Annotated in this window: 18 protein-coding genes and 1 pseudogene; 9 read left to right on the top strand and 10 right to left on the bottom strand. The window is 73.3% G+C overall.

Features of this window, described 5'->3' with window-relative positions; translation table 11 throughout:
• Positions 1 to 87: 87 nt before the first annotated feature.
• Positions 88 to 858 (top strand): IclR family transcriptional regulator, encoded by a 771-nt coding sequence (locus OHA34_RS32175; protein ID WP_329519805.1) that lies wholly within the window; start codon positions 88 to 90, stop codon positions 856 to 858.
• A 121-nt stretch (positions 859 to 979) separates the two neighbouring features.
• Here the strand turns inward: OHA34_RS32175 and OHA34_RS32170 are convergent, their stop codons facing one another.
• From OHA34_RS32170 to OHA34_RS32155, 4 genes and pseudogenes are all read right to left on the bottom strand, one after another.
• The gene (locus OHA34_RS32170; protein ID WP_329519804.1) at positions 980 to 1,897 is read right to left on the bottom strand and encodes an ABC transporter substrate-binding protein; all 918 of its coding nucleotides are present in this window, start codon (positions 1,895 to 1,897) and stop codon (positions 980 to 982) included.
• A gap of 44 nt (positions 1,898 to 1,941) precedes the next feature.
• On the bottom strand, positions 1,942 to 2,640 hold the full coding sequence (locus tag OHA34_RS32165) for an ABC transporter permease (RefSeq protein WP_285937581.1): 699 nt from the start codon (positions 2,638 to 2,640) through the stop codon (positions 1,942 to 1,944).
• Positions 2,637 to 3,407 carry an ABC transporter permease gene (locus OHA34_RS32160; RefSeq protein WP_443029597.1) on the bottom strand — a complete coding sequence of 257 codons (771 nt, stop codon included), beginning with the start codon at positions 3,405 to 3,407 and terminating at the stop codon, positions 2,637 to 2,639. The genes OHA34_RS32165 and OHA34_RS32160 overlap by 4 nt, the downstream gene beginning before the upstream one ends.
• A gap of 29 nt (positions 3,408 to 3,436) precedes the next feature.
• Positions 3,437 to 4,246: pseudogene (locus OHA34_RS32155) on the bottom strand (ABC transporter ATP-binding protein); the annotation flags it as partial.
• Between the two features lie 181 nt (positions 4,247 to 4,427).
• Here OHA34_RS32155 and OHA34_RS32150 point away from each other — a divergent pair.
• Positions 4,428 to 5,900: an aromatic amino acid ammonia-lyase gene (locus OHA34_RS32150; protein WP_329519803.1), complete on the top strand. Its 1,473-nt coding sequence runs from the start codon at positions 4,428 to 4,430 to the stop codon at positions 5,898 to 5,900.
• On the opposite strand, the gene OHA34_RS32145 is transcribed toward OHA34_RS32150, so the two are convergent.
• Entirely contained in the window at positions 5,888 to 6,895 is a 1,008-nt protein-coding gene (locus tag OHA34_RS32145; protein ID WP_329519802.1) for a LacI family DNA-binding transcriptional regulator, read from the bottom strand. The two genes, OHA34_RS32150 and OHA34_RS32145, sit on opposite strands and share 13 nt — an antisense overlap.
• A 126-nt stretch (positions 6,896 to 7,021) precedes the next feature.
• On the opposite strand from OHA34_RS32145, the gene OHA34_RS32140 reads away from it, so the two are divergent.
• Genes OHA34_RS32140 through OHA34_RS32130 form a run of 3 tightly spaced genes read left to right on the top strand, consistent with a single transcriptional unit; the run spans position 7,022 to position 9,081 of the window.
• Positions 7,022 to 7,939, top strand: coding sequence for an amidohydrolase (locus OHA34_RS32140; RefSeq protein WP_285937585.1), 918 nt, complete (start codon positions 7,022 to 7,024; stop codon positions 7,937 to 7,939).
• The gene (locus OHA34_RS32135) at positions 7,929 to 8,471 is read left to right on the top strand and encodes a cysteine dioxygenase (RefSeq protein WP_285937586.1); all 543 of its coding nucleotides are present in this window, start codon (positions 7,929 to 7,931) and stop codon (positions 8,469 to 8,471) included. Before OHA34_RS32140 ends, OHA34_RS32135 begins: the two co-directional genes overlap by 11 nt.
• A 40-nt stretch (positions 8,472 to 8,511) precedes the next feature.
• Entirely contained in the window at positions 8,512 to 9,081 is a 570-nt protein-coding gene (locus tag OHA34_RS32130) for a TetR/AcrR family transcriptional regulator (RefSeq protein ID WP_329519801.1), read from the top strand.
• Here the strand turns inward: OHA34_RS32130 and OHA34_RS32125 are convergent.
• On the bottom strand, positions 9,060 to 10,040 hold the full coding sequence (locus OHA34_RS32125) for an aldo/keto reductase (RefSeq protein ID WP_329519800.1): 981 nt from the start codon (positions 10,038 to 10,040) through the stop codon (positions 9,060 to 9,062). The genes OHA34_RS32130 and OHA34_RS32125 overlap by 22 nt on opposite strands.
• A gap of 206 nt (positions 10,041 to 10,246) precedes the next feature.
• Here OHA34_RS32125 and OHA34_RS32120 point away from each other — a divergent pair, with 206 nt between their 5' ends.
• Positions 10,247 to 11,299 carry a trypsin-like serine peptidase gene (locus OHA34_RS32120; protein WP_329519799.1) on the top strand — a complete coding sequence of 351 codons (1,053 nt, stop codon included), beginning with the start codon at positions 10,247 to 10,249 and terminating at the stop codon, positions 11,297 to 11,299.
• Between the two features lie 64 nt (positions 11,300 to 11,363).
• Here OHA34_RS32120 and lanL read toward each other — a convergent pair whose 3' ends face one another.
• Both lanL and OHA34_RS32110 read right to left on the bottom strand, forming a co-directional pair.
• Positions 11,364 to 14,084 (bottom strand): class IV lanthionine synthetase LanL, encoded by a 2,721-nt coding sequence (lanL, locus tag OHA34_RS32115; RefSeq protein WP_329519798.1) that lies wholly within the window; start codon positions 14,082 to 14,084, stop codon positions 11,364 to 11,366.
• A gap of 175 nt (positions 14,085 to 14,259) precedes the next feature.
• Entirely contained in the window at positions 14,260 to 14,415 is a 156-nt protein-coding gene (locus tag OHA34_RS32110; protein WP_329519797.1) for a hypothetical protein, read from the bottom strand.
• Positions 14,416 to 14,547: 132 nt separating this feature from the next.
• On the opposite strand from OHA34_RS32110, the gene OHA34_RS32105 reads away from it, so the two are divergent.
• Both OHA34_RS32105 and OHA34_RS32100 read left to right on the top strand, forming a co-directional pair.
• Positions 14,548 to 15,657 (top strand): ATP-binding cassette domain-containing protein, encoded by a 1,110-nt coding sequence (locus OHA34_RS32105; protein WP_285937593.1) that lies wholly within the window; start codon positions 14,548 to 14,550, stop codon positions 15,655 to 15,657.
• Positions 15,654 to 16,505 (top strand): ABC transporter permease, encoded by an 852-nt coding sequence (locus tag OHA34_RS32100; protein WP_285937595.1) that lies wholly within the window; start codon positions 15,654 to 15,656, stop codon positions 16,503 to 16,505. Before OHA34_RS32105 ends, OHA34_RS32100 begins: the two co-directional genes overlap by 4 nt.
• A 14-nt stretch (positions 16,506 to 16,519) precedes the next feature.
• On the opposite strand, the gene OHA34_RS32095 is transcribed toward OHA34_RS32100, so the two are convergent.
• The gene (locus OHA34_RS32095; RefSeq protein WP_329519796.1) at positions 16,520 to 17,635 is read right to left on the bottom strand and encodes an acyltransferase family protein; all 1,116 of its coding nucleotides are present in this window, start codon (positions 17,633 to 17,635) and stop codon (positions 16,520 to 16,522) included.
• A 204-nt stretch (positions 17,636 to 17,839) separates the two neighbouring features.
• Here OHA34_RS32095 and OHA34_RS32090 point away from each other — a divergent pair, with 204 nt between their 5' ends.
• Positions 17,840 to 18,601: an SGNH/GDSL hydrolase family protein gene (locus OHA34_RS32090; protein ID WP_285937598.1), complete on the top strand. Its 762-nt coding sequence runs from the start codon at positions 17,840 to 17,842 to the stop codon at positions 18,599 to 18,601.
• A gap of 188 nt (positions 18,602 to 18,789) precedes the next feature.
• Here OHA34_RS32090 and egtD read toward each other — a convergent pair whose 3' ends face one another.
• Entirely contained in the window at positions 18,790 to 19,740 is a 951-nt protein-coding gene (egtD, locus tag OHA34_RS32085) for an L-histidine N(alpha)-methyltransferase (protein ID WP_285937600.1), read from the bottom strand.
• Positions 19,741 to 19,758: the final 18 nt, after the last annotated feature.

The following is a 19,758-nucleotide window of genomic DNA, read 5'->3' as shown; positions in this document are numbered from 1 at the left end:
CACCATTCCAACCCGCGGACCCGGCCGCCGGTGAGCCCCGGCGCGCACGATCCGTCTCACATACGAGACAATGCGCGGGGAGGGCGGATGGCACAGGTCCCGGCGGCGCGGCGGGCGCTCGCGGTGCTGCGGCTGCTGGCCGGGTCGGCCGGGCCGCTGCCCGCGTCCAGCATCGCGCGCGCCCTGGAGCTGCCGAGGTCGAGCACCTATCACCTGCTCACCGCGATGGCGGGCGACGGCTTCGTGACCTACGTGCCCGAGGAGCGCCGCTGGGGCCTCGGCGTCGCGGCGTTCGAGGTCGGCTCCGCCTACCTGCGGCACGAGCCGCTCGAACGGCTCGCCCGGCCGCTGCTGCGCCGGCTGGTCGACCGCGTCGGCGAGATCGCGCAGCTCGGCGTGCTGCACGGCGCCGAGACCCTCTACCTGGTCAAGGAGCAGCCGCGGCGGCACGCCACCCTGATCACCGACGTGGGCGTGCGGATGCCCGCGCAGCTCACCGCCAGCGGACGGTCGATGCTCGCGCACCTGCCCGCCGCGCAGGTGCGGGCGCTGTTCCCCGGACGGTTCGTCGACCGCACCGGCGCGGGCAACCCGGCGTCGCTGCGCGAGCTGCGGCGCGAGCTGGCCGGCGATGCCCGGCGCGGCTGGTCGGCCGAGGACGGCTACGTCACCGAGGGCCTGGCCAGCATCGCGGCCTGCTCGTTCGACCACACCGGGCACCCGGCGGCGGCCGTCACGGTCACCTTCCGGCGCGAGGAGCGTCCGGCGGAGACCTGGCCCGCCCTGGCCGCGCCCATCCGCGCCACCGCCGCCGACCTCACGGCCCGGCTGGGCGGCCGTGCCCCGTCCGCCGGCTGACGTCCCCTGCCGGCGGAACCAGGGCCGGAACGCGGGCGCCTGATGCCGGACGCGGGAACGCGAGCGGCCACGGGCACGACGAGGGTCGTGGTCCCGTGGCCGCTCGCGCGCCGGGGTCGGATCAGACCAGGCCGGCCTTCTTCAGCCACTCCTTCGCGACGTCCTCGGGGTCGGCCTTCTCGGTCTCCATCGTGCCGTTCATGTCGATCAGGTCCTGCGTGGTGAGCTTGGCCGACACGGCGTTCAGCGCCTGCCGGGCGGTGTCGTCCACCTTGGACTTGTAGACCAGCGGCAGCACGTTCTGCGCGCCGAAGAGGTTCTTGGGGTCCTCCAGCGGCACCAGCTTGTCCTTGGTGATCGCCGGGTTGGTGGTGAACAGGTTGCCCGCCTGGATCTGGCCCTTCTTCAGGTTGGCCAGCGTGATCGGCCCGGTGTCCAGCGACTTGAACTGCTTGAACGTCAGGCCGTACACCTTCTCCAGGCCGAGCATGCCCTGCTGCCGCGTCTTGAACTCCGGCGGGCCGCCGACGACCAGGTCCTTGGCGACCGGCTTGAGGTCCTCGATGGTCTTGAGCTTGTACTTGGCCGCGGTCTCCGCCGTGACGACCAGCGCGTCCTTGTCCTCGGCCTTGGACGGGTCGAGGATCTCCAGCGCCGGGGGGAGCTTCTGCTTGAGCGCGGTGTCGACCTCCTCGGTCGTGGCGGCGGTGGTGTTGGACTTGTCGACCCTGGCCAGCAGCGCCCCGTTGTACTCGGGGAAGACCTGGATCGCGCCGCTCTCCACCTGGCCGTAGTAGACCTCGCGGGCACCGATCTTGAACTTGCGGGCGACCTTGACGCCCTTGGCCTCCATGGCCTGCGCGTAGATCTCGCCGAGCAGCTCGCTCTCGGCGAAGTCGGCCGAGCCGACCGTGACGGTGCCGCCCGAGCCCTTGTCGCCGCCCTTCAGCGGGTCGCCGCCGTCGTCGCCGCCACCGCAGGCCGACAGGGCGAGGGCCGCCGCCAGCACGAGGCCCGCGCCTCGGATCATCCGGGACATGTGTGTTCCTTCCTAGGGACGTGCAATGTTCGAGGGTCCGCGGCTCAGGCGCCGGCGTACTGGAGCCGCACCCCGGGCGACACCGCCCAGCGGCGCAGCACCGTGAACAGCGCCTGGATCAGCACCGCCATCAGGGCGACCAGGATCGCGCCGCCCGCCATCTGGTCGTACTCCTGGCGGGCGTAGCCGTCGACGATGTAGCGGCCGAAGCCGCCGAGCCCGACGTAGGCGGCGAGGGTGGCCGTCGAGACGATCTGGATCGCGGCCGTGCGCAGCCCCAGCAGGATCAGCGGCAGCGCCACCGGCATCTCCAGCCGCAGGATCACCTGCGCCCCGGTCATCCCCATCCCCTCGGCCGCGTCGCGCAGCCCCGGCTCGACCTGCTGGACGCCCGCGTAGGCGTTCACCAGGACCGGCGGGACCGCCAGCACGACCAGCGGGATCAGGATCGGCACCAGGTCGCCCGCCGAGGTCAGCACCACCGCGAGGATGAGCAGGCCCAGCGTCGGCAGGGCCCGCGCGGCGTTAGCCGACGAGGTCACCGCGAACCCGGTCACCGAGGCCAGCCGGCCCCGCCGCACGTGCCCGAACAGCAGGCCGAGCGGCAGCGCGATCAGCACGGTGACGGCGAACGCGAGCAGCGAGTACCAGCAGTGCTCGACGAACCGGTGCGGAATGCCGTCGGGGCCCGACCACTGGGCGGACTCGCCGAACCACTTCAGCGCGTCGAAGATGGCGTTCACGCGGTCTCACCCTCCCCTGCCGCCGGCACCCGGTCACGGTCGCGGCTCTGGCCGCGGTTCTTGCGCCGCGTGGCGCGGGCCCGCTCCCACGGCGTCAGCAGCCGCTGGATCAGCAGCAGGATCAGGTCGGACAGCAGCGCCAGCGCGATGATCAGCACGATGCCGACCACGAGCGGCGTCGGGAAGTCGCGGCGCAGGCCGTCGGTGAACAGCTCGCCGAGGCCGCCGATCCCGATCAGCGCGCCCACGCTGACCAGGCTGATGTTGGAGACGGTGGCCACCCGCAGCCCGGCCATCACCACCGGCAGCGCGATCGGCAGGTCGACCTGGACCAGCCGGCGCAGCTCACCGAAGCCCATCGCGACCGCCGACTGCCGGACGTGGGCGGGCACCGAGCCGAGCCCGTCCACCACGCTCGGCACCAGCACCGAGAGCGTGTAGAGGGTCAGCGGGACGACCACGGTGGTGTAGGTCAGCCCGCTGAAGGCGACCAGCACCACGAACAGCGCGATCGAGGGCAGCGCGTAGAGCACGCTGGTCACGGCCAGGACGGGCCCGTAGAGCCGGCGCCAGCGCGCGCACGCGATGCCGAGCGGCAGCGCGATCACCAGGCCGAGCAGAATCGGGGTGAACGAGAGGATCAGGTGTTCCTTGAGGGCCGACAGGATGTCGTCGGAGAGGTTCCGCCTGATCCAGTCCCAGCGGATCAGCGGCTCGCCGTCGTCCCCGATCGCCAGCGCGGCCAGCGCGGGGCTCACCGGGGTCACCGGTCCGCCACCGCCGGGCCCGCGGCATCCTGGCCCAGGGCGTCGACGCGCGACCGGGACGTCTCGGCGGCCTGCTCGGCGTCGAGTTCCTGGCTGAAGCGCAGCCGCCTGATCCCGCGGTCGCCGCCGAGGAAGTCGCTGACGAAGTCGTCGGCCGGCGCCGACAGCAGCTCGTCGGGGGTGGTGTACTGCGCCAGCCGTCCTCCGACCTGGAAGACCGCGATGCGGTGGCCGAGCTTGACCGCCTCGTCGATGTCGTGGGTGACGAACACGATCGTCTTCTCCACCTCGTCCTGGAGGCGCAGGAACTCGTCCTGGAGGCCGGCGCGCACGATCGGGTCGACGGCGCTGAACGGCTCGTCCATCAGCATGATCGGCGGATCGGCGGCGAGCGCGCGCGCCACGCCGACGCGCTGCTGCTGGCCGCCGGAGAGCTGGGCCGGGAAGCGCTTGGCCAGCCCCGGGTCGAGCCCGACCCGGGCCATCAGGGCGTGCGCCTCGGCGCGGGCCTTCTTCTTGTCCCAGCCGAGCAGGTACGGGACGGTCGCGATGTTGTCGACGATCGTGCGGTGCGGGAACAGCCCCGCCTGCTGGATGACATAGCCGATGCCCCGGCGCAGCGCCGGCGGATCGACGTCCCGGACGTCCTTCCCGTCCACCGCCACGGTGCCGTCGGTCGCGTCGACCATCCGGTTGATCATCCGCAGCGTGGTGGTCTTGCCGCAGCCGGACGGGCCGACCAGCACGGTGATGCGGCCGGCCTGGATCTCCAGGTCGAGCCCGTCGACGGCCACGGTGCCGTCGGGATAGCGCTTGGTGACGCCGTCAAAGGTGATCAAACGGTTCACGTCCTCGTCGGGCGTCGGCGACGCCGGGGTTCCGTTCGCTGGCCTGTGCTGATCGTCTTCGGCATCTACCCAACAGTAGCCAATCGTCGTCCCCGGACATACGTTCCGACCTGGTCAAGTCATCACATCTTGAGCATAACTACCTGAATACTGTAGAAAGTAGCGTGGCCCCGTGGAGAACAGCCGAATCGTTATCGACGGCCGCGCGCTCACCTGCGCCCAGGTGGGAACGGCCGCCCGCGAAGATGTGACGGTCGCCATAGCCCCGGAGGGCGCGGCGCGCGCGCTCGCGGCCTGGCGGGTCGCCCTGGAGGTCGCCGACGCGCAGCCCGTGTACGGCCGTACCACCGGCGTCGGAGCCAACCGCGTGGTGGACGTGGAGTGGGAGGACGCCGACGCGCACGGCCTGCGGCTGCTGCGCAGCCACGCGGCGGGCGCGGGCCCGCTGGTCGCGCCGGAGATCGTCCGGGCCATGCTCACCGTGCGGCTGAACCAGATCGCGGCGGGCGGCTCGGGCGTCGAGCCGGGCGTCCTCCAGGCCCTCGCCGACGTGCTCAACCTGGGGCTGCTGCCGCCGGTCCCGGTGTACGGGGCGATCGGCACCGGCGACCTCACCGCGCTCGCGTCCACCGCACTGTGCCTGCTCGGCGAGCGGTCCTGGCTGGCCGGGCCGGACGGGGAGATCGAGCGGGGCCCGGGGTTCACCCTGCGGTCCTCGGACGCGCTGGCCTTCATCAGCTCCAACGCCGCCACGCTCGGCGAGGCGGCGCTCGCCGTGACCGACCTGCGCGAGCTGCTCGCCGCCTCGACCGTCGTCGCGGCGCTGTCGCACTTCGCGGTGCACGGCTCGGAGGAGCCGTTCGCGCCCGCCGTGCAGGACGCCTGCCCGCATCCGGGGCAGCGGGCGGTCGCGAGCGCGATGCGGACGCTGCTGGCGTTCGAGCAGCCGGCCCCGATGCGGATCCAGGACCCCTACGGCTACCGCGCGTTCCCGCAGGTGCACGGGCCCGCGATCGAGGCCGCCGACTACGCCGAGGACGTGGTCGCCCGCGAGATCAACGCCGCCGCCGAGAACCCGCTCGTCGACGTGGCCGGACGGACGGTATGGCACAACGGCAACTTCCACACCGCCTACGTCGGGCTGGCGCTGGACGCGGCGCGCGCGGCGCTGTTCCAGACGATGGCGCTGTCGGCGGCCCGGCTCGGCACCCTCGCGGAGCCCGCCTTCACCGGGCTCTACCCCTTCCAGGGCGCCACCGAGGCGTCGTCCGGGATCATGATCCTGGAGTACGTGGCGCACTCGGCGCTCGCCGACGTCCGCCGGCTGGCGACGCCGGCGGCGCTCGGCAGCGCGGTGCTGTCGCGCGGCGTGGAGGAGCACGCGGGCTTCTCCACCCAGTCGGCGCGCGCGAGCACCGACGCGGTCGCGGCCTACCGGATCGGCCTCGGCTGCGAGCTGGTCGCCGCCGCCCGCGCGCTGCGGATGCAGGGCCGCGCGCCCGCCGGCGGGCCGCTGAAGGGGGCCTTCGACCTGGCCGCCGCTGTGCTGGACCCGCGCGTGGAGGACCGGCCGCTCGACGCCGACATCGCCGTCGCCGCCGACCTGCTGCCGGGTCTGGCCCGCGTCCAGGGCTACAGCTCCTGATCGCCGGTCGAGGCGCGGACCCGGAGCTCGGGCTCGCGGACGACCCGGCGCTCGTGCGGCTTGCCGTCGATGACGTCGACGACGAGCCGGACCGCGTCCGAGACGATGCCGTCGATGTCCCAGTCGACGGTGGTCAGCGGCGGGGTGAGCAGCGCCGACATCGGGTGGTTGTCGTAGCCGCAGACCGCGATGTCGCCGGGCACGTCCAGGCCGAGCTCGCGGGTGACCGCGTAGACCCCGTAGGCCATGGAGTCGGAGAAGCAGAACACCGCGGTGGGCCGTCCGGGCCCGGCCAGCACCCGCTCGGCGACCTGCGTGGCCCCGGCCAGCGACTGGGGCGCGACGATGAGGTCGACGCGCAGCCCGAGCCGTTCGGCCTCGGCGTTGACGTGCATGTCGGCCGGCCGGTCGGGGGTGCTGGCCCGGGTCGGGGTGAACACCGTCAGCCGACGGTGCCCGAGGGCGCGCAGGTGCTCCAGCGCGAGCGTGACGCCGCGCCGGTTGTCAAACACGACCTCGCCCTGGGCCCGCCCGCCGTGCAGCGCGTCGCCGATCGAGACCACCGGGGTGCTCTCGGCGAGCTCGGCCCACAGCCCGGCGGCGGGGTCGAGCGGCTGCACGATCAGCCCGTCGACCCGCTGGTCGCGCAGCCGCCGGGCGAGCGCGAGCTCGCGCTCGGGGTCGCCGCCGGCGTCGACGATCAGCGCGTAGCGGTCGCGGGCGAGCAGCTCGCGACCGATGCCGATGGCCAGTGACTGCTGCCAGTAGTCGCCGAGCGAGCCGCACAGCAGGCCGACCTGGCCGGTGCGCCCGCTGGCCAAGGCGCGGGCGATCGGATGCGCCTCGTAGCCGAGCTCCTCGGCCGCCGCGCGGACCCTCTCCTGGGTCTCCTCGGAGGTCTGGATACCGCGCAACGCGTACGACACGGCCGCAGGCGACAACCCCGTCGCCTGCGCCACCTCCCGGATGGTCGCGCGCTTGCGCCTGTCTGGCACCCCACAACCCTAGGGCCAGGCACCGGCGGCTCCGGGTCAACGACTTGACACATAATGGACTTAACCGGTTCACTGAAGCGGTTAAGTGAAGCGGTTCAGATGGAGGGCGGGAGCGAAGATACGCCTGTGACCACCAACGACGCTCACGTGGACGTGCATCAACATCTGTGGGGAGACCCACTGATCGGGGCCCTCCGAAACCGCCGCACGCCCCCGTTCCTGGACGGCTGGACCCTGCGTCTGGACGGCGAGCCGCCGTTCGAGGTCGACCCGGCCGACCACGACCCCGCCCGCCGCGCCGGCCTCGCACGCGCCGACGGCCTCGGCCGCGCCCTGGTCTCGCTCTCGTCCCCGCTCGGCATCGAGTGGCTGCCGCCGGACGAGGCCCGCCCGCTGCTGGACGCCTATCACGAGGGCGCCGCGGCGCTGCCGGAGCCGTTCGGCGCCTGGGCCGCCGCGTGCGTCAGCGAGATCGACCCCGGCGCGCTCGCCAAGGACCTGCGGCACGGCTTCGCGGGCCTGCAACTGCCCGCCACCGCCCTGGCGGATCCCGCCGGTTACGAGCGGTGCGCACCCCTACTCGACCTCCTCCAGGACCTGGACCTGCCGCTCTTCGTCCACCCGGGGGCCGCCCCCACCGTCCCGGACGTGCCCGGCTGGTGGCCCGCGCTGGTGCCGTACGTCCAGCAGATGCACGCCGCCTGGTACGCGTTCCGCGCGTTCGGCAGGCCGCGCCACCCGCGCCTGCGCGTGTGCTTCGCGATGCTCGCCGGGCTGGCCCCCCTGCACGGCGAACGCCTAGCGGCGCGCGGTGGCGGACGGGGCGAAATCGACCCCGACGCGTTCGTCGAGACGTCCTCCTATGGGCCGCGCGCTGCCGACGCCACCGTCCGCGCGCTCGGTGTCGACGTCGTCGTGCACGGAACCGACCGCCCGTACGCGGGCCCCGCAGACCTCAACCTTGGCGAAGCCGCCCACCACGCGTTCCGCGTGGCCAACCCGCACCGTCTATTGAACGGAGAGGAGCGAACCCATGCCGCCTGAGGTCCTGTCCTGCACCGCCCCCACCCCTGGGGCCGGCCACCTAGAGAACCTGCCCGAACGCCCCCTGGACAAGCGCGAACTCCAAGAGCTGGTCGACGCGCTGGCGACGCGTCCCGAACTGTGGCGGCAGCACGTCGCCTTCTCCGACGAGCAGCGGCACTACGCCTCGCTGTACCGCGACGAGTACGTGGACGTGTGGCTGCTGTGCTGGACACCGCAGAACGACACCGGCTGGCACGACCACGACGTCTCCTCCGGGGCCGTGCGCGTCGTCGCGGGCGCCCTCGAAGAGAACAACCCCCGCATCGGCGGCGTCCACGTGCAGACCGTCATGCCCGAGGGCGTCTCGTTCTCGTTCGGTCCCGACCACATCCACCGGCTCGTCGGGGCGGCCGACGCCAGCGTCTCCATCCACGCCTACTCGCCGCCGCTGTGGCGGCTCGGCCAGTACACCATCGACGACGACGGCCTGATGCGCCGCATGTCGGTCAGCTACGCCGACGAGCTGCGCCCGCTGGACACCGGCGCCTGATCCCCCCTGGACGGGGCGTCCGGGCGCCTACGATGGACTGATGCGGCAAGGCCAGGACGCTCCCGTGCGACGCGACGCCCTGCGCAGCCGCCAGGCGATCCTGGCGGCTGCGCGCGAGGTGTTCGCCGCGGCGTCGAGCGCGCCGATGAGCGAGGTCGCCCGCCGTGCCGGGCTCGGCGAGGCGACCCTGTACCGGCACTTTCCCGATCGGGCGAGGCTGATGGCCGCGCTCGCCGACGAGAACCTCGCGGTGCTCGAACGGCTCGCCACCGAGCACGCCGGGAGCCCCGGCGCGTTCGAGATGCTGCTCAGCGCGCTCGTCGGCGACCAGACCGGATCTCCAGGGCTCGTCCTCGCCATCCGCAACGGGAGCGGCCGGGACGAGCACGCCGACTACGCCCGGCGGTTGCGCGCGCTCCTGCGCGAGCCGATCCGCGCCGCGCAGGCGGCGGGCCTGCTCCGGGAGGACTTCACCCCCGAGGACGCGCTGCTCATCGGCTACATGGTCGACGGCGTCCTGGCCCGCGCCGCCCAGGCCGGCCCGGCGACGGGCGCGCGGGTGCTCGACCTGGTCTGGCGCGGCATCGGTCACAGGCTGGCGGACGGGTAGCGCTCCCCCGCGGCGGCGCCCACGGGGGCCGCGCCGTCCAGGCTCGCCACCTCCTCCGGGGTCAGCGTGATCTCGGCGGCGGCGAGGTTCTCGGCGAGGTAGCCGCGCCGCTTGGTCCCGGGGATGGGCACGACGTCGTCCCCCTGGGCGAGCAGCCACGCCAGCGCGAGCTGCCCCGGGGTCGTCCCGCGCGCGGCGGCGAGCTCACGGACCCGCGCGACCAGCGCGAGGTTGCGCTCGAAGTTCGCGCCCTGGAAGCGGGGCGAGCGGCGGCGGAAGTCGTCGGCGGCGAAGGCGTCGGGATCGGTGATCCGGCCGGTCAGGAAGCCCCGTCCGAGCGGGCTGTAGGCCACGATCCCGATGCCGAGGGCGCGCGCCGCCGGGATCTGGTCGGCCTCCAGCTCGCGCGTCCACAGCGACCACTCCGTTTGCAGCGCGGTGATCGGGTGCACCGCGTGGGCCCGCCGGATCTGCTCCGGGTCGGCCTCCGACAGGCCCAGATGGCGGACCTTCCCCGCGGTGACCAGCTCGGCCATCGCGCCCACGGTCTCCTCGATCGGGACCTTCGGGTCGACCCGGTGCTGGTAGTACAGGTCCACGTGGTCGACGCCGAGCCGCCGCAGCGACGCCTCGATGCAGGCGCGCACGTACTCGGGCCGTCCGTCCACCCCACGCCGGGACGGGTCGCGCGGGTCGCGGGTCAGCCCGAACTTGGTGGCGAGCACCACCTGGTCGCGGCGCCCGGCGACCGCCCGTCCGACCAGCTCCTCGTTGGCGCCCTGACCGTACTGGTCGGCGGTGTCGAGCAGGGTCACGCCGGCGTCCAGCGCCGCCCGGATCGTCCGGACCGCCTCCACCCCGTCGACCGGGCCGTAGTTCTCGCTCATGCCCATGCAGCCGAGCCCGAGCGCGGACACCTTCAGCCCCGGCGCCCCGAGCCCGCGTACCGGAATGTTCATGCGGCCCCTCTCCTGGATGAAATGAGAGTATAACCCTCACTTCTCTGGAATCCGCGCCGAGAAGAGCCGGTCGGCGAGGGCGCACGCGGACGCGGCGGTCTCGACGGCCGCGCCGCCCCCTCGACACCGTCCCACGCGATACCGTCACCATCTGACGCATTGCGATGCTTCAGCCACGTTAAGTCACAACAGGGTCGGGGGACCACATGAGAACAAGCCTGATCCTCGGCGCCTTGCTCGCCACCGCCTGCGCGGGCGCGCCGGCCTGGGCGGACGCTCCGGCCGCGGGCACGGCTCCCGCCGCGTCCGACCCGGGCACGCCGATCTCCGTGCGCGCGCCGCGCAGCCCGGACGGCGGGGACGGCGCGGGCGCCGCGCGGAACCGCCGCTCGGCGCCGCTCACCACCTACTGGACGCCGTCCCGGATGCGCCATGCCGTCGCCGCCGATCCGGGCAGGGCAGCCGACGCGCGCGGGCCGGCGCGCAAGGACACCGTCCGCACCGTCCCGCCGAAGGCCGCCCCGGGGCGGCCGGACCGGCAGGCCGCGCCCGCGGGCGGGACGAAGACGGGCTCGGCCGTTCCGGCGAGCAGGGCCACCGGCAAGGTGTTCTTCCGCAACGCCGCCAACGGCCGCGACTACTCCTGCTCGGCCGCGGTGGTCAACAGCGCGTCCGGAAGCCTGATCAGCACCGCCGGCCACTGCGTCCACGACAGCGGCGACCACGGCACCTGGCACCAGAACTGGGCCTTCGTCCCTGACTTCGCCTCCGGCGAGCGGCCGTACGGGATCTGGCGGGCCGAGTGGCTGGCCGGCTTCACGGGCTGGACCAGCGGGCACCGCGCCGAGTACGACGTCGCGTTCGTGAAGGTGGCCAGAGCGGACGGGCGGAGCATCGTCGACACGGTCGGCGGTAACGGGTTCCAGACCGGGACGCCCCGGGACCGCAGGCTGACGATCCTCGGCTACCCGTTCCTGCCCCCCTACAAGGGCGACCGGCAGTACTACTGCGCCGGTGACGCCGCCCCCACGGGCCGCCGTATGAAGATGCCCTGCACCCTCACCACCGGAACCAGCGGCGGCCCATGGCTGTGGCGGTACGACGGCACCACCGGCCTCGGCTACGTGAACGGGATCTCGACGAACACCGACCTGTCCAACACCACGCTGTGGAGCCCCCACCTCGGCGACGCGGCCTGGAACCTCTACCGCTACGCCGACCGGCTCCAGACGGCCACGACCGAGACCGGAGCACCCTAGGGCCTGCCTCACAGTGCCAAGCCCGGCCAGGCGAGGACGCCGGGCCGGGCTTGGAAACACGCCCCTAGACCGGGAGGGCCTCCACATTGGCTGGGGGCTTCGCCCGCGTGCGGGCGGCGCTCCCGGGGAGGGCGAACGGGTCGAGCCACACGCGCGGCTCCCCCGGTGTGCGGAGCCGCCGCAGGAACGACAGGATGCCGGAGCTGCCGGTCGACCAGTCGCCGCTGGTCTCGGACAGCGAGGTGTCGGGGAAGACCGGCGCGTCGTCCGGGCCGCCCGCCCTGGAGAGGATGAGCCGCGCGACCCGTTCGGCCTGCCGGTCGTAGGCGGTCTCCCCGGTGGTCCGGGCGAGGTCGAGGAACAGCTCGCCGATCCCGGCGAGCCCGCAGCACTGGGTGAGGGCGTACATCCGCGGCGCCAGGTCGTGGCAGACGGCGGCGGCGTCGCGCGCGAGGTCGAGGTACCGGTCGTCGCGCAGGTCGCGCGCGGCCCGGACGAGCGAGGCGCCCATGCCGGCGGTGCCCTGGCAGAACGAGGCGTGCATGGGCTTGGCCGAGGCCGACATCGCCGCCTGGAGGACCTGCCCGAAGTGGTCGGCGAGGACGTCGTAGCCCTGCCGCGCCGCGCGGCCCGCGTCGTCGTCGCCGGTCGCGGTGTGGAAGTCGAGCAGGAAGTGCGAGGTGCCCGCGATGCCGTGCGCGTAGCCGAGCGTCTGCGACAGCGAGGCGCAGTCGTCGTAGTCGGGCGCGTTCTCGCGGACGGCCCGGGTGGGATCGTGCTCGACGAGGCGCGCGGCGCACTCGGCGGCGATGCCCAGCCTGCCGTCGTCGCCGGTGAGCCGCCAGATCAGGAGCTGCCCGGCGCCGATCCCGGCCAGGCCCTTGTGCTGGTCGGGCACGGTTACGCGGGGCAGCACGGGACGGGCCATCGGCTCGGCGATCGCGGCGAGGCCCGGGTCGTCGAGCGCGGCCCCGGCGGCGGCGAGGAAGACCGCCGTGCCGGTGTCGCCGGTGTAGAGGCCGGGCCGTCCGCCCCTGAGGATCTGGAAGCCGCCCGTCCAGTACGCCAGGGCGCGCGCGAGGTCGCGGGCGGCCTCGTCGCCGGCGACGGCGTGGTGCAGCAGCTCGACACCGACGCCGGCGCTGCCCCGGTAGAGGTTGATCGGGCTGGTCACGCGGCCCTTGTCGAAGCCCTCGCCCGCCATCAGGCGCCGCGCGTGCCCGGTGACGGCACCGAGCGTGTGCCGGATGACCTCGTCCAGTTCGAGGGAGGCGGTGCGCCCGGACCGCGCGACGGCGGGCTCGCCGTCGAAGCGGCCCGCGCGGATCGCGTCGGCCGCGGCCCGCCGCGCCGCCGGGTCGGCGCTCAGCAGGCCGAGGACCTCCGCGGTCATGCCGCCGCGCCCGTCCAGGACGACGGCGGCACGGGACACGTCGTGGTTGTGCGGGTCGCCCGTCATCCAGGTGGGCGGCAGGCCGGTGGCGGCGTAGTAGAGGGTGGCGCCCAGCGAGTAGTAGTCGTCCTCCGGCGTGGCGGGCTCGTTGCGCTCCTGGGCGCGGGAGCTGTAGCCGGGCGTGCCGGCCGACATCGGGGGGCCCTCGCCGGCGACATGGCTGATCTCGAAGTCGATCAGGGTCGGCCGGCCGGACGCGTCGTCCAGCACGATGTTGGTGGGGTTGAGGTCGCGGACCAGCACGCCCCGCTGGTGGACCTGGTCGAGCAGGCTCAGCAGCCGCGCGGCGAGCGTGCGCAGGCCGCGCCCGTCCGGCGCGGGTTCGGAGCCGTACAGCCCGCGTTCGGCGATCTCCTGGCCGAGCGGCATCTCGCCCATCTCGCTGACGACGAGGTACTCCTGGTCGCCGTGCCGGAAGTGGTCGATCACGCCGGGCACGGTGTCGAGGTCCTTGAGCATTTCCAGCGCGTACCGCTCGTTGCGGAGCCGGGCCTTGGAGTCGCGGCCGTGCGCGTCCTCGTTGACGTGCGGACGCGCCTCCTTGACGATCACCCGCCGGTCGTTCCGGAGGTCGACGGCCCGGTAGACGTAGCCCTTGCCGTTGGTGGTGAGGCCGCACACCATGCGGTAGCGCCCGCCCAGCACGACGTCCTTCGCCTCGTCCGCTCCCGTCGGCGCGGACGTCTCGGACGTCTCGGACGGTGCGGGCGTCTCGGACGGGCCGGCGGCGCGGGCGGCCGGGACCTCGGTCAGCAGCGGGTCGGGGTCCCAGGGCGGCTGCCAGAAGGTGTCGCCGGCCACGCCCGGGTGCGTGTGTCCGGCCGGGTCGGTGACGACGAGTTCGAGGTCGCCGTCCTCGTTGACCTCGTAGGACGGGCTGAACGGCCCGTAGCGGTAGTACACCGGGGCGTCGGGCCGGACCCGCCGGTCGCTGACGATCCGCGGCCCGTCCAGGCCCGCCAGGCATTCGGCGAGCGCGCGGGCGAGCGGCGCGACGGCGGCGCGCTCGGCGTAGACCGTGACGGCCTTGCCGATCGAGCCGGGACCGGTGTTGGCGGAGTTGAGGTCGCGCAGCAGCTCGCCGGATCTGACCACCTTGAAGTGGCAGGGCGTCTCCAGCAGCACCGGCGTCATCCGCCGGATTGTCTCCAGCAGCGTCGACGGCCGGGCCGAGACGTGGATCTTCCAGCCCTGGCCGGGCAGCCGGAAGTCGGCCCGGTCCACGGCGAGCCAGGGGCCGTGGGCGGAAACCGTGCGGCCCGCCGCGCCGATCTGCTCGGTCAGCTCCGCGCGGAGGTCGTGCTCCCGCAGTGTCCCAGATTCGTCAAGCACGTTCGCCAGCCCTTTCCCCTGATGCCTCGAACACGTAGTGGGTCTGCACGACTACAGTGAGCGAGCCGACGGGACATGACTGAGGGGCCACCGCCGCGGACGGTGGCCCCTCAGCCGCTGTACTTCGCCGTGGTATCCGTCAGAGACGGACGACCGCGCTCACGAAGAGGTGACGCTAGGCCTGCGTGCTGAAGTCGTCACACAGGCGGGTCATGCCCCAGTGACAGACGGTGCAGCTACCGGCCTGGTAACCGGGGGCCTCCGAGGGAACCGCCTCGAGGGCGACGAACTCGAAGTTGCCGGCGTCACGCGGCTCGAGAAGAGCGGACATGTGTCCTCCTTGGATACGTTGTGCGTTCTTGCGACTACAGTGAGCAACATAGCGGCACTGAGTTCCACCTGTCATCCCCCTCGCGAAAACCATGTACGAGCAAAACCGAGCGGCAGCCCGGGAGGCCGTAAAATGATCACTCGGTACCTGCGCCCCACCAGGTATTTCACCGCCGGGACCCGCCACGGCCCCCCCTCCGAAGATGTCGAACCGGCGCCCGCGATCCGCGCCCGCGCCCTGGCCAAGACCTATCCGGACGGCGCGGCCGTCCGGGGCGTCGACCTCACGGTCGGCGCGGGCGAGACCTTCGGGTTCCTCGGGCCGAACGGCGCGGGCAAGACGACCACGATCTCGATGCTCTGCACGCTGACCGCCCCCACGTCCGGACGGGCCTGGGTGGCCGGGCACGACGTCGCTGCGGCCTCCCACCAGGTGCGCAGGCACATCGGCCTGGTCTTCCAGGAGATGACGCTCGACCAGGGGCTGACCGCGTGGGAGAACCTCCGGTTCCACGCCCGGCTGTACGGGCTCCCGACCGCGGTCGCGCACGAGCGCGCCGCCGCTCTGCTCGACCTGGTCGAGCTGGGCGACCGCCGCGACAGCCTGGTCCGCACGTTCTCCGGGGGGATGAAGCGCCGGCTGGAGATCGTGCGCGGGCTGATGCACCGCCCCCGGGTGCTGTTCCTGGACGAGCCGACCCTCGGGCTCGACCCGCAGACCCGGGCGCAGATCTGGGACCACCTGCACCAGCTCCGGCGGCGCGAGACGATCACGCTGTTCCTGACCACGCACTACCTGGACGAGGCCGAGCAGTGCGACCGGATAGCGATCATCGACGAGGGCCGGATCATCGCCGAGGGCTCGCCCGACCGGCTGAAGAGCGTGATCGGCGCCGACCGGGTCGAGCTGCGCACCCGCGACGACACGGCCGCAGCCGAGCGGCTGCGCACCGAGTTCGGGCTCGACGTCGACTTCATCCCGCAGGGGCCGGGCGACCCCGGGGGCGGTGCGGACGGGAGTGAGGGCGGAGGTGCCGGGAGGCTGTCGGTCCGGGTGGCCGACGGCGCGGCGTTCGTCCCGCGGCTGTGCGCGGGCCTCGGCGTCGCGGTCGAGTCGGTCACGGTGGTCCGGCCGAGCCTCGACGACGTCTTCTTCCACTACACCGGGCGCAACATCCGCGAGGACGGGGCTCCGCGGCTCCCGGGCGCGCGCGTCCCGCTGACCCCGGAGGCACGCTCATGACCGCCGTCCAGGCCGAACCGGCGCTGCCCGGAAGCGGGCGCCTCACCGACGAGCTGCGCGCCATCCAGGTGGTGTGGCACCGCGACATGCTGCACTACCAGCGCGACCGGATCAAGGTCCTGGTCACGCTGCTCCAACCGGCGCTGATGCTGCTCGTGCTGGGCGCCGGGCTGTCCGCGCTGCTGCCCACCTCGGCGCAGGGCGCCGACTACCGCACCTTCCTGTTCCCCGGCATGCTGGTGATGACGGTGCACAGCCCGGCGATCGGGGCCGGGGTCTCGCTGGTCAGCGACCGGCAGATGGGGTTCCTGCGCGAGATGGTCGTCGCGCCGGTCCGGCGCGAGACGCTGCTGGTCGGCAAGTGCCTGGGCGGCGCGACCGTCGCCGCCTGCCAGGGCGCGCTGCTGCTGCCGCTGGCCGGGATCGCGCGGGTCCCCTATGACCCGGTCCTGCTGGCGCTGCTGCTCGGCGAGATGGTGCTCATCGCGCTGATGCTGACGGCGTTCGGCATGCTGCTGGCCGTCACCGTGCGGCGCACCGAGACCTTCCACGCGCTGCTGAGCCTGCTGATGATGCCGCTGATCTTCCTGTCCGGGGCGATGTTCCCGGCGGCCGGGCTGCCGGGCTGGCTGAGCTGGGCGGTGACGCTCAACCCGGTGAGCTACGCGGTGGACGCGCTGCGCCGGACGATCACGGGCCGGCTGACCGGGCCCATCCCCGACCGGCTGTTCACCGGGCCGCACTGGGGCGGGTGGGCGCCGCCCGTCCAGCTGGAGCTGCTCCTGATCGGCGTCGTCGGGGTGGTCATGCTCGTCCTCGGGGGGCGCCGCTTCGGCCGCTCCGAGTGAGGACGGCCGCCCGTTCAGTCGCGCGCGGGCGCGGGCGTGGGCGTGGGCGCGGGCGTGGGCGTGGGCGCGGGCTCGACGGGTGGGGGCTCTGGCGCGCGCAGTGGTTTCAGGGACGCGCGGAGCCCCGCCCGCAGCCACGCCTGGCCGGGACGTTCGATCAGCCGGTGCACGCCGTAGGCGAGCAGCAGCGAGGCCGCGGTGGTCAGGGCCAGCGCCGCCCAGCGGTTCAGGTCCGGGTAGGCACGGTCCAGCAGCGGCAGCGCGATCTGCGAGTGGGTCAGGTACAGCGGGTAGGTCAGCGCGCCGAGCAGCGTCAGGCCGGGCCACCGCACGCGGCGCAGCCGGCCGGTCGCGACCAGGGCCAGCACCAGGAAGATCCCGGTGACGGCGGCGGCGACCACCCGCTCGTCCGAGCCCTTGAACACGGTCCCGGCGCGCCAGGCGCCCCAGTGCAGCGCCAGCAGCCACGACGCCGCGACGTAACCCCACAGCAGCAGCGTCGGGCCGTGCCGGTGGATCAGGAAGAGCGCCATGCCGCCGACGAAGTACGGACTCCAGGTCGGCACGAGCATCACCTGGAGCAGCTTGCCGCCCGCCTCGTCGGCGAAGACGCCGCCGAGCAGCCACGCCGCCATGAAGACCAGGCACGACCGGTAGGTGATGCCGATCCCGGCGAGCACCGCGACCAGCACGTAGAAGTGCAGCTCGACCCAGAGCGTCCAGTAGACGGCGTCGACGTTCGGCACGCCGAGGCCGCCCTGGAGCATCGTGAGGTTGGGCACCACCAGGCCGGGAACCCCGTTGCCGAGATGGAACGCGCCGTAGACCACGGCGCCGAGCAGCACGCTCGCCCAGTACGCGGGCATCAGCCGCACCAGCCTGGAGACGCCGAACTCCCCCGGGCCGCGCCCCCACGCGCTCATCAGGATCACGAACCCGCTGACCGCGAAGAACAGGTCGACGCCGAGGTAGCCGTACCGCGTCACGGCCGCGAGGCCGCCGAACAGCTCGCGCGCGGGGTCCGGCCACGGCCCGGCCCCGCCGAACCCGGTGAAGTGGTAGAGCACCACCGCCAGCGCGGCGAGGAAGCGCAGCAGGTCGAGTTCGCGGAGGCGGTCGGCTCGGGTCACCCGCGGAAGGCTGGCGGGATCGGATGGCGTCCGGCGAGCCGCAACGTGATGCCGCGGTGAACTGCGCGTGTAGGCGACGGCGCGTCAGGCGAGAGTCCCGCATCGCCTTGTACGGCGGCTCTGCGGACCGTCCGGACCGGGCCCGGAGCGGCGGTGTCATCAGTAGGATGCCGCTGACGCCCCCCCGGAACTTGGTGGTACCTGATGACGATTGGCCGCGCCCGCCGCGGCGCGGCGATCCTCGCGCTGTGCCTCGGCCCGCTGACGGCGACCGGTTGCACCGCCTTCGCTGGCGAGGTCCACCCGAAGCGCACGGCTTCGGCGGCGCCGGCCGCCGGGCCGGGCAGCTCCAAGGCCCCCGTCGTGATGTTCCTCGGCGACAGCTACACCGTCGGCGAGCGGGGCAGCAAGCCCGAGCGGACCTATGCGATGGCGCTGGGGCGGCTGCTCGGGTGGCAGGTCATCGTCGGCGGGCGGGGCGGCACCGGGTTCGTCGCGGGCGGCGACCGGCGGTCCTCGTTCATCCAGTCGTTCGAGAGCCAGCTCGGCTGGCGGCCGGCGCCCGACCTGCTGGTGGTGGCGGGCGGGCACAACGACTACGGCTTCCCGGCCCCGGAGGTGTCCGGCGCCGCGCAGATCGTGCTCGAACGCGCCCGGCAGCGCTGGCCCGCCACCCGCGTCGTGCTGATCGGCCCGCTCTGGGGCAACGACACGCCGCCGGCGTCGGCACTGGCCGTCCGCGACGGACTGAGCGGGCTGGCGCAGCGGTTCGGCCTCCAGTTCATCGATCCGATCGCCGAGCACTGGATCACCGGCAACCGGGTGAACGGCACCGGCAACGCGGCCCGGCTCATCCAGCGCGACGGGACGCACCCGACCCCCACGGGCCACCGCTACGTGGCCACGCGGCTCGCCGCCGACTTCCGGCGGCTCGGCCTGGCGCATCCTTCCCACACCGGACGCTAGTCGGTGTCTATTCGGGTAGGGAAGGGTCCGTCAGGGTGCCTCAGCCATCGCGCGAGCGCGTTGCCTGCCCGGTGAGGTGAAGCCGAAGGCGAGCCTCACCGGGCAGATCGCGAAGCGATGTCGCGCTCGCCCAAGCTCGGTCGGCGTCCGAGCCGCCAGGCGAGGATGCCGGGCCGGGCTGAAAGGGGTCAAACAGAGCGGGCCAGGCTGAGGGAGAAGTCGCCGGCCTCGTCGGTCCAGAATCCGGCGAGCGCGAGTCCGGCGGCGCCGAGTTCCGATTCCAGGCGCTCGCGCCGGAACTTGGCGGAGATCTCGGTGCGGGTCTCCTCCCCGGCAGCGAACGCCACCTCCAGGTCGAGGCCGCCGATGCGGACGGTCTGGTCGCGGGTGGACCGCAGCCGCATCTCGATCCACTCGTCGGCCGCGTTCCAGCGCGCGACGTGCTCGAACGCGGTGACGTCGAAGTCGGCGTCCAGGTCGCGGTTGATGACGTGCAGGACGTTGCGGTTGAACTCGGCGGTGACGCCCGCGGCGTCGTCGTAGGCGCGGACGAGGCGGTCCACGTCCTTGATCAGGTCGGCGCCGATCAGCAGCGCGTCGTCCTCGCCCATGGTGGCGCGCAGGCCGCCGAGGAAGCCGATGCGGGCGGCGGGCGGCATGTTGCCGACCGTCCCGCCGAGGAAGGCGATCAGCCGCCGGTCGCCGCCGGGCAGCAGGTCCAGGTGCTGCTCGTAGTCGGCGACCACGGTGCGGACGGTGAGGCCGGGATGGTCGGCGGCGATCTGCCCGGCGGCCTCCTCGAGGAAGTCGCCGCTCACGTCGACCGGGACGTACGAGCGCAGCGTGCCGTGCAGGGCGTCCAGCAGCACCCGGGTCTTCTCCCCCGAGCCCGCGCCGAGCTCCAGCAGGGTGCGGGCGCCGGTGGCGGCGGCGATCTCGGGGGCCCGCGCGGTGAGGATCTCGCGTTCGCGGCGGGTCGGGTAGTACTCCTCCAGTTTGGTGATCTCCTCGAAGAGCGCGCTGCCGCGCTCGTCGTAGAACCACTTGGGCGGCAGCGACTTGGGCGTGCCGGTGAGCCCCTCCCGGACGTCCTGGCGGAGCGTCTTGGCGAGGTCGTCGGCGGTCAGGAACCGGTCCATCGGGTTCTCCTTCTGAGC

Source organism: Spirillospora sp. NBC_01491, assembly GCF_036227065.1.
Taxonomy (GTDB): domain Bacteria; phylum Actinomycetota; class Actinomycetes; order Streptosporangiales; family Streptosporangiaceae; genus Spirillospora; species Spirillospora xylanilytica.
The sequence above is the reverse complement of the archived record's forward strand: the minus strand, read 5'-3'. Positions and strand labels throughout refer to the sequence as shown.

Excerpts from the sequence above, each read along its gene's own strand:
- egtD (WP_285937600.1), bottom strand. The coding sequence starts at position 19,740 with ATGGACCGGTTCCTGACCGCCGACGACCTCGCCAAGACGCTCCGCCAG.
- OHA34_RS32110 (WP_329519797.1), bottom strand. The coding sequence starts at position 14,415 with ATGTCCGCTCTTCTCGAGCCGCGTGACGCCGGCAACTTCGAGTTCGTC.
- OHA34_RS32100 (WP_285937595.1), top strand. The coding sequence starts at position 15,654 with ATGACCGCCGTCCAGGCCGAACCGGCGCTGCCCGGAAGCGGGCGCCTC.
- OHA34_RS32105 (WP_285937593.1), top strand. The coding sequence starts at position 14,548 with ATGATCACTCGGTACCTGCGCCCCACCAGGTATTTCACCGCCGGGACC.
- OHA34_RS32135 (WP_285937586.1), top strand. The coding sequence starts at position 7,929 with ATGCCGCCTGAGGTCCTGTCCTGCACCGCCCCCACCCCTGGGGCCGGC.
- OHA34_RS32170 (WP_329519804.1), bottom strand. The coding sequence starts at position 1,897 with ATGTCCCGGATGATCCGAGGCGCGGGCCTCGTGCTGGCGGCGGCCCTC.
- OHA34_RS32175 (WP_329519805.1), top strand. The coding sequence starts at position 88 with ATGGCACAGGTCCCGGCGGCGCGGCGGGCGCTCGCGGTGCTGCGGCTG.
- OHA34_RS32090 (WP_285937598.1), top strand. The coding sequence starts at position 17,840 with ATGACGATTGGCCGCGCCCGCCGCGGCGCGGCGATCCTCGCGCTGTGC.
- OHA34_RS32125 (WP_329519800.1), bottom strand. The coding sequence starts at position 10,040 with ATGAACATTCCGGTACGCGGGCTCGGGGCGCCGGGGCTGAAGGTGTCC.
- OHA34_RS32120 (WP_329519799.1), top strand. The coding sequence starts at position 10,247 with ATGAGAACAAGCCTGATCCTCGGCGCCTTGCTCGCCACCGCCTGCGCG.
- OHA34_RS32130 (WP_329519801.1), top strand. The coding sequence starts at position 8,512 with ATGCGGCAAGGCCAGGACGCTCCCGTGCGACGCGACGCCCTGCGCAGC.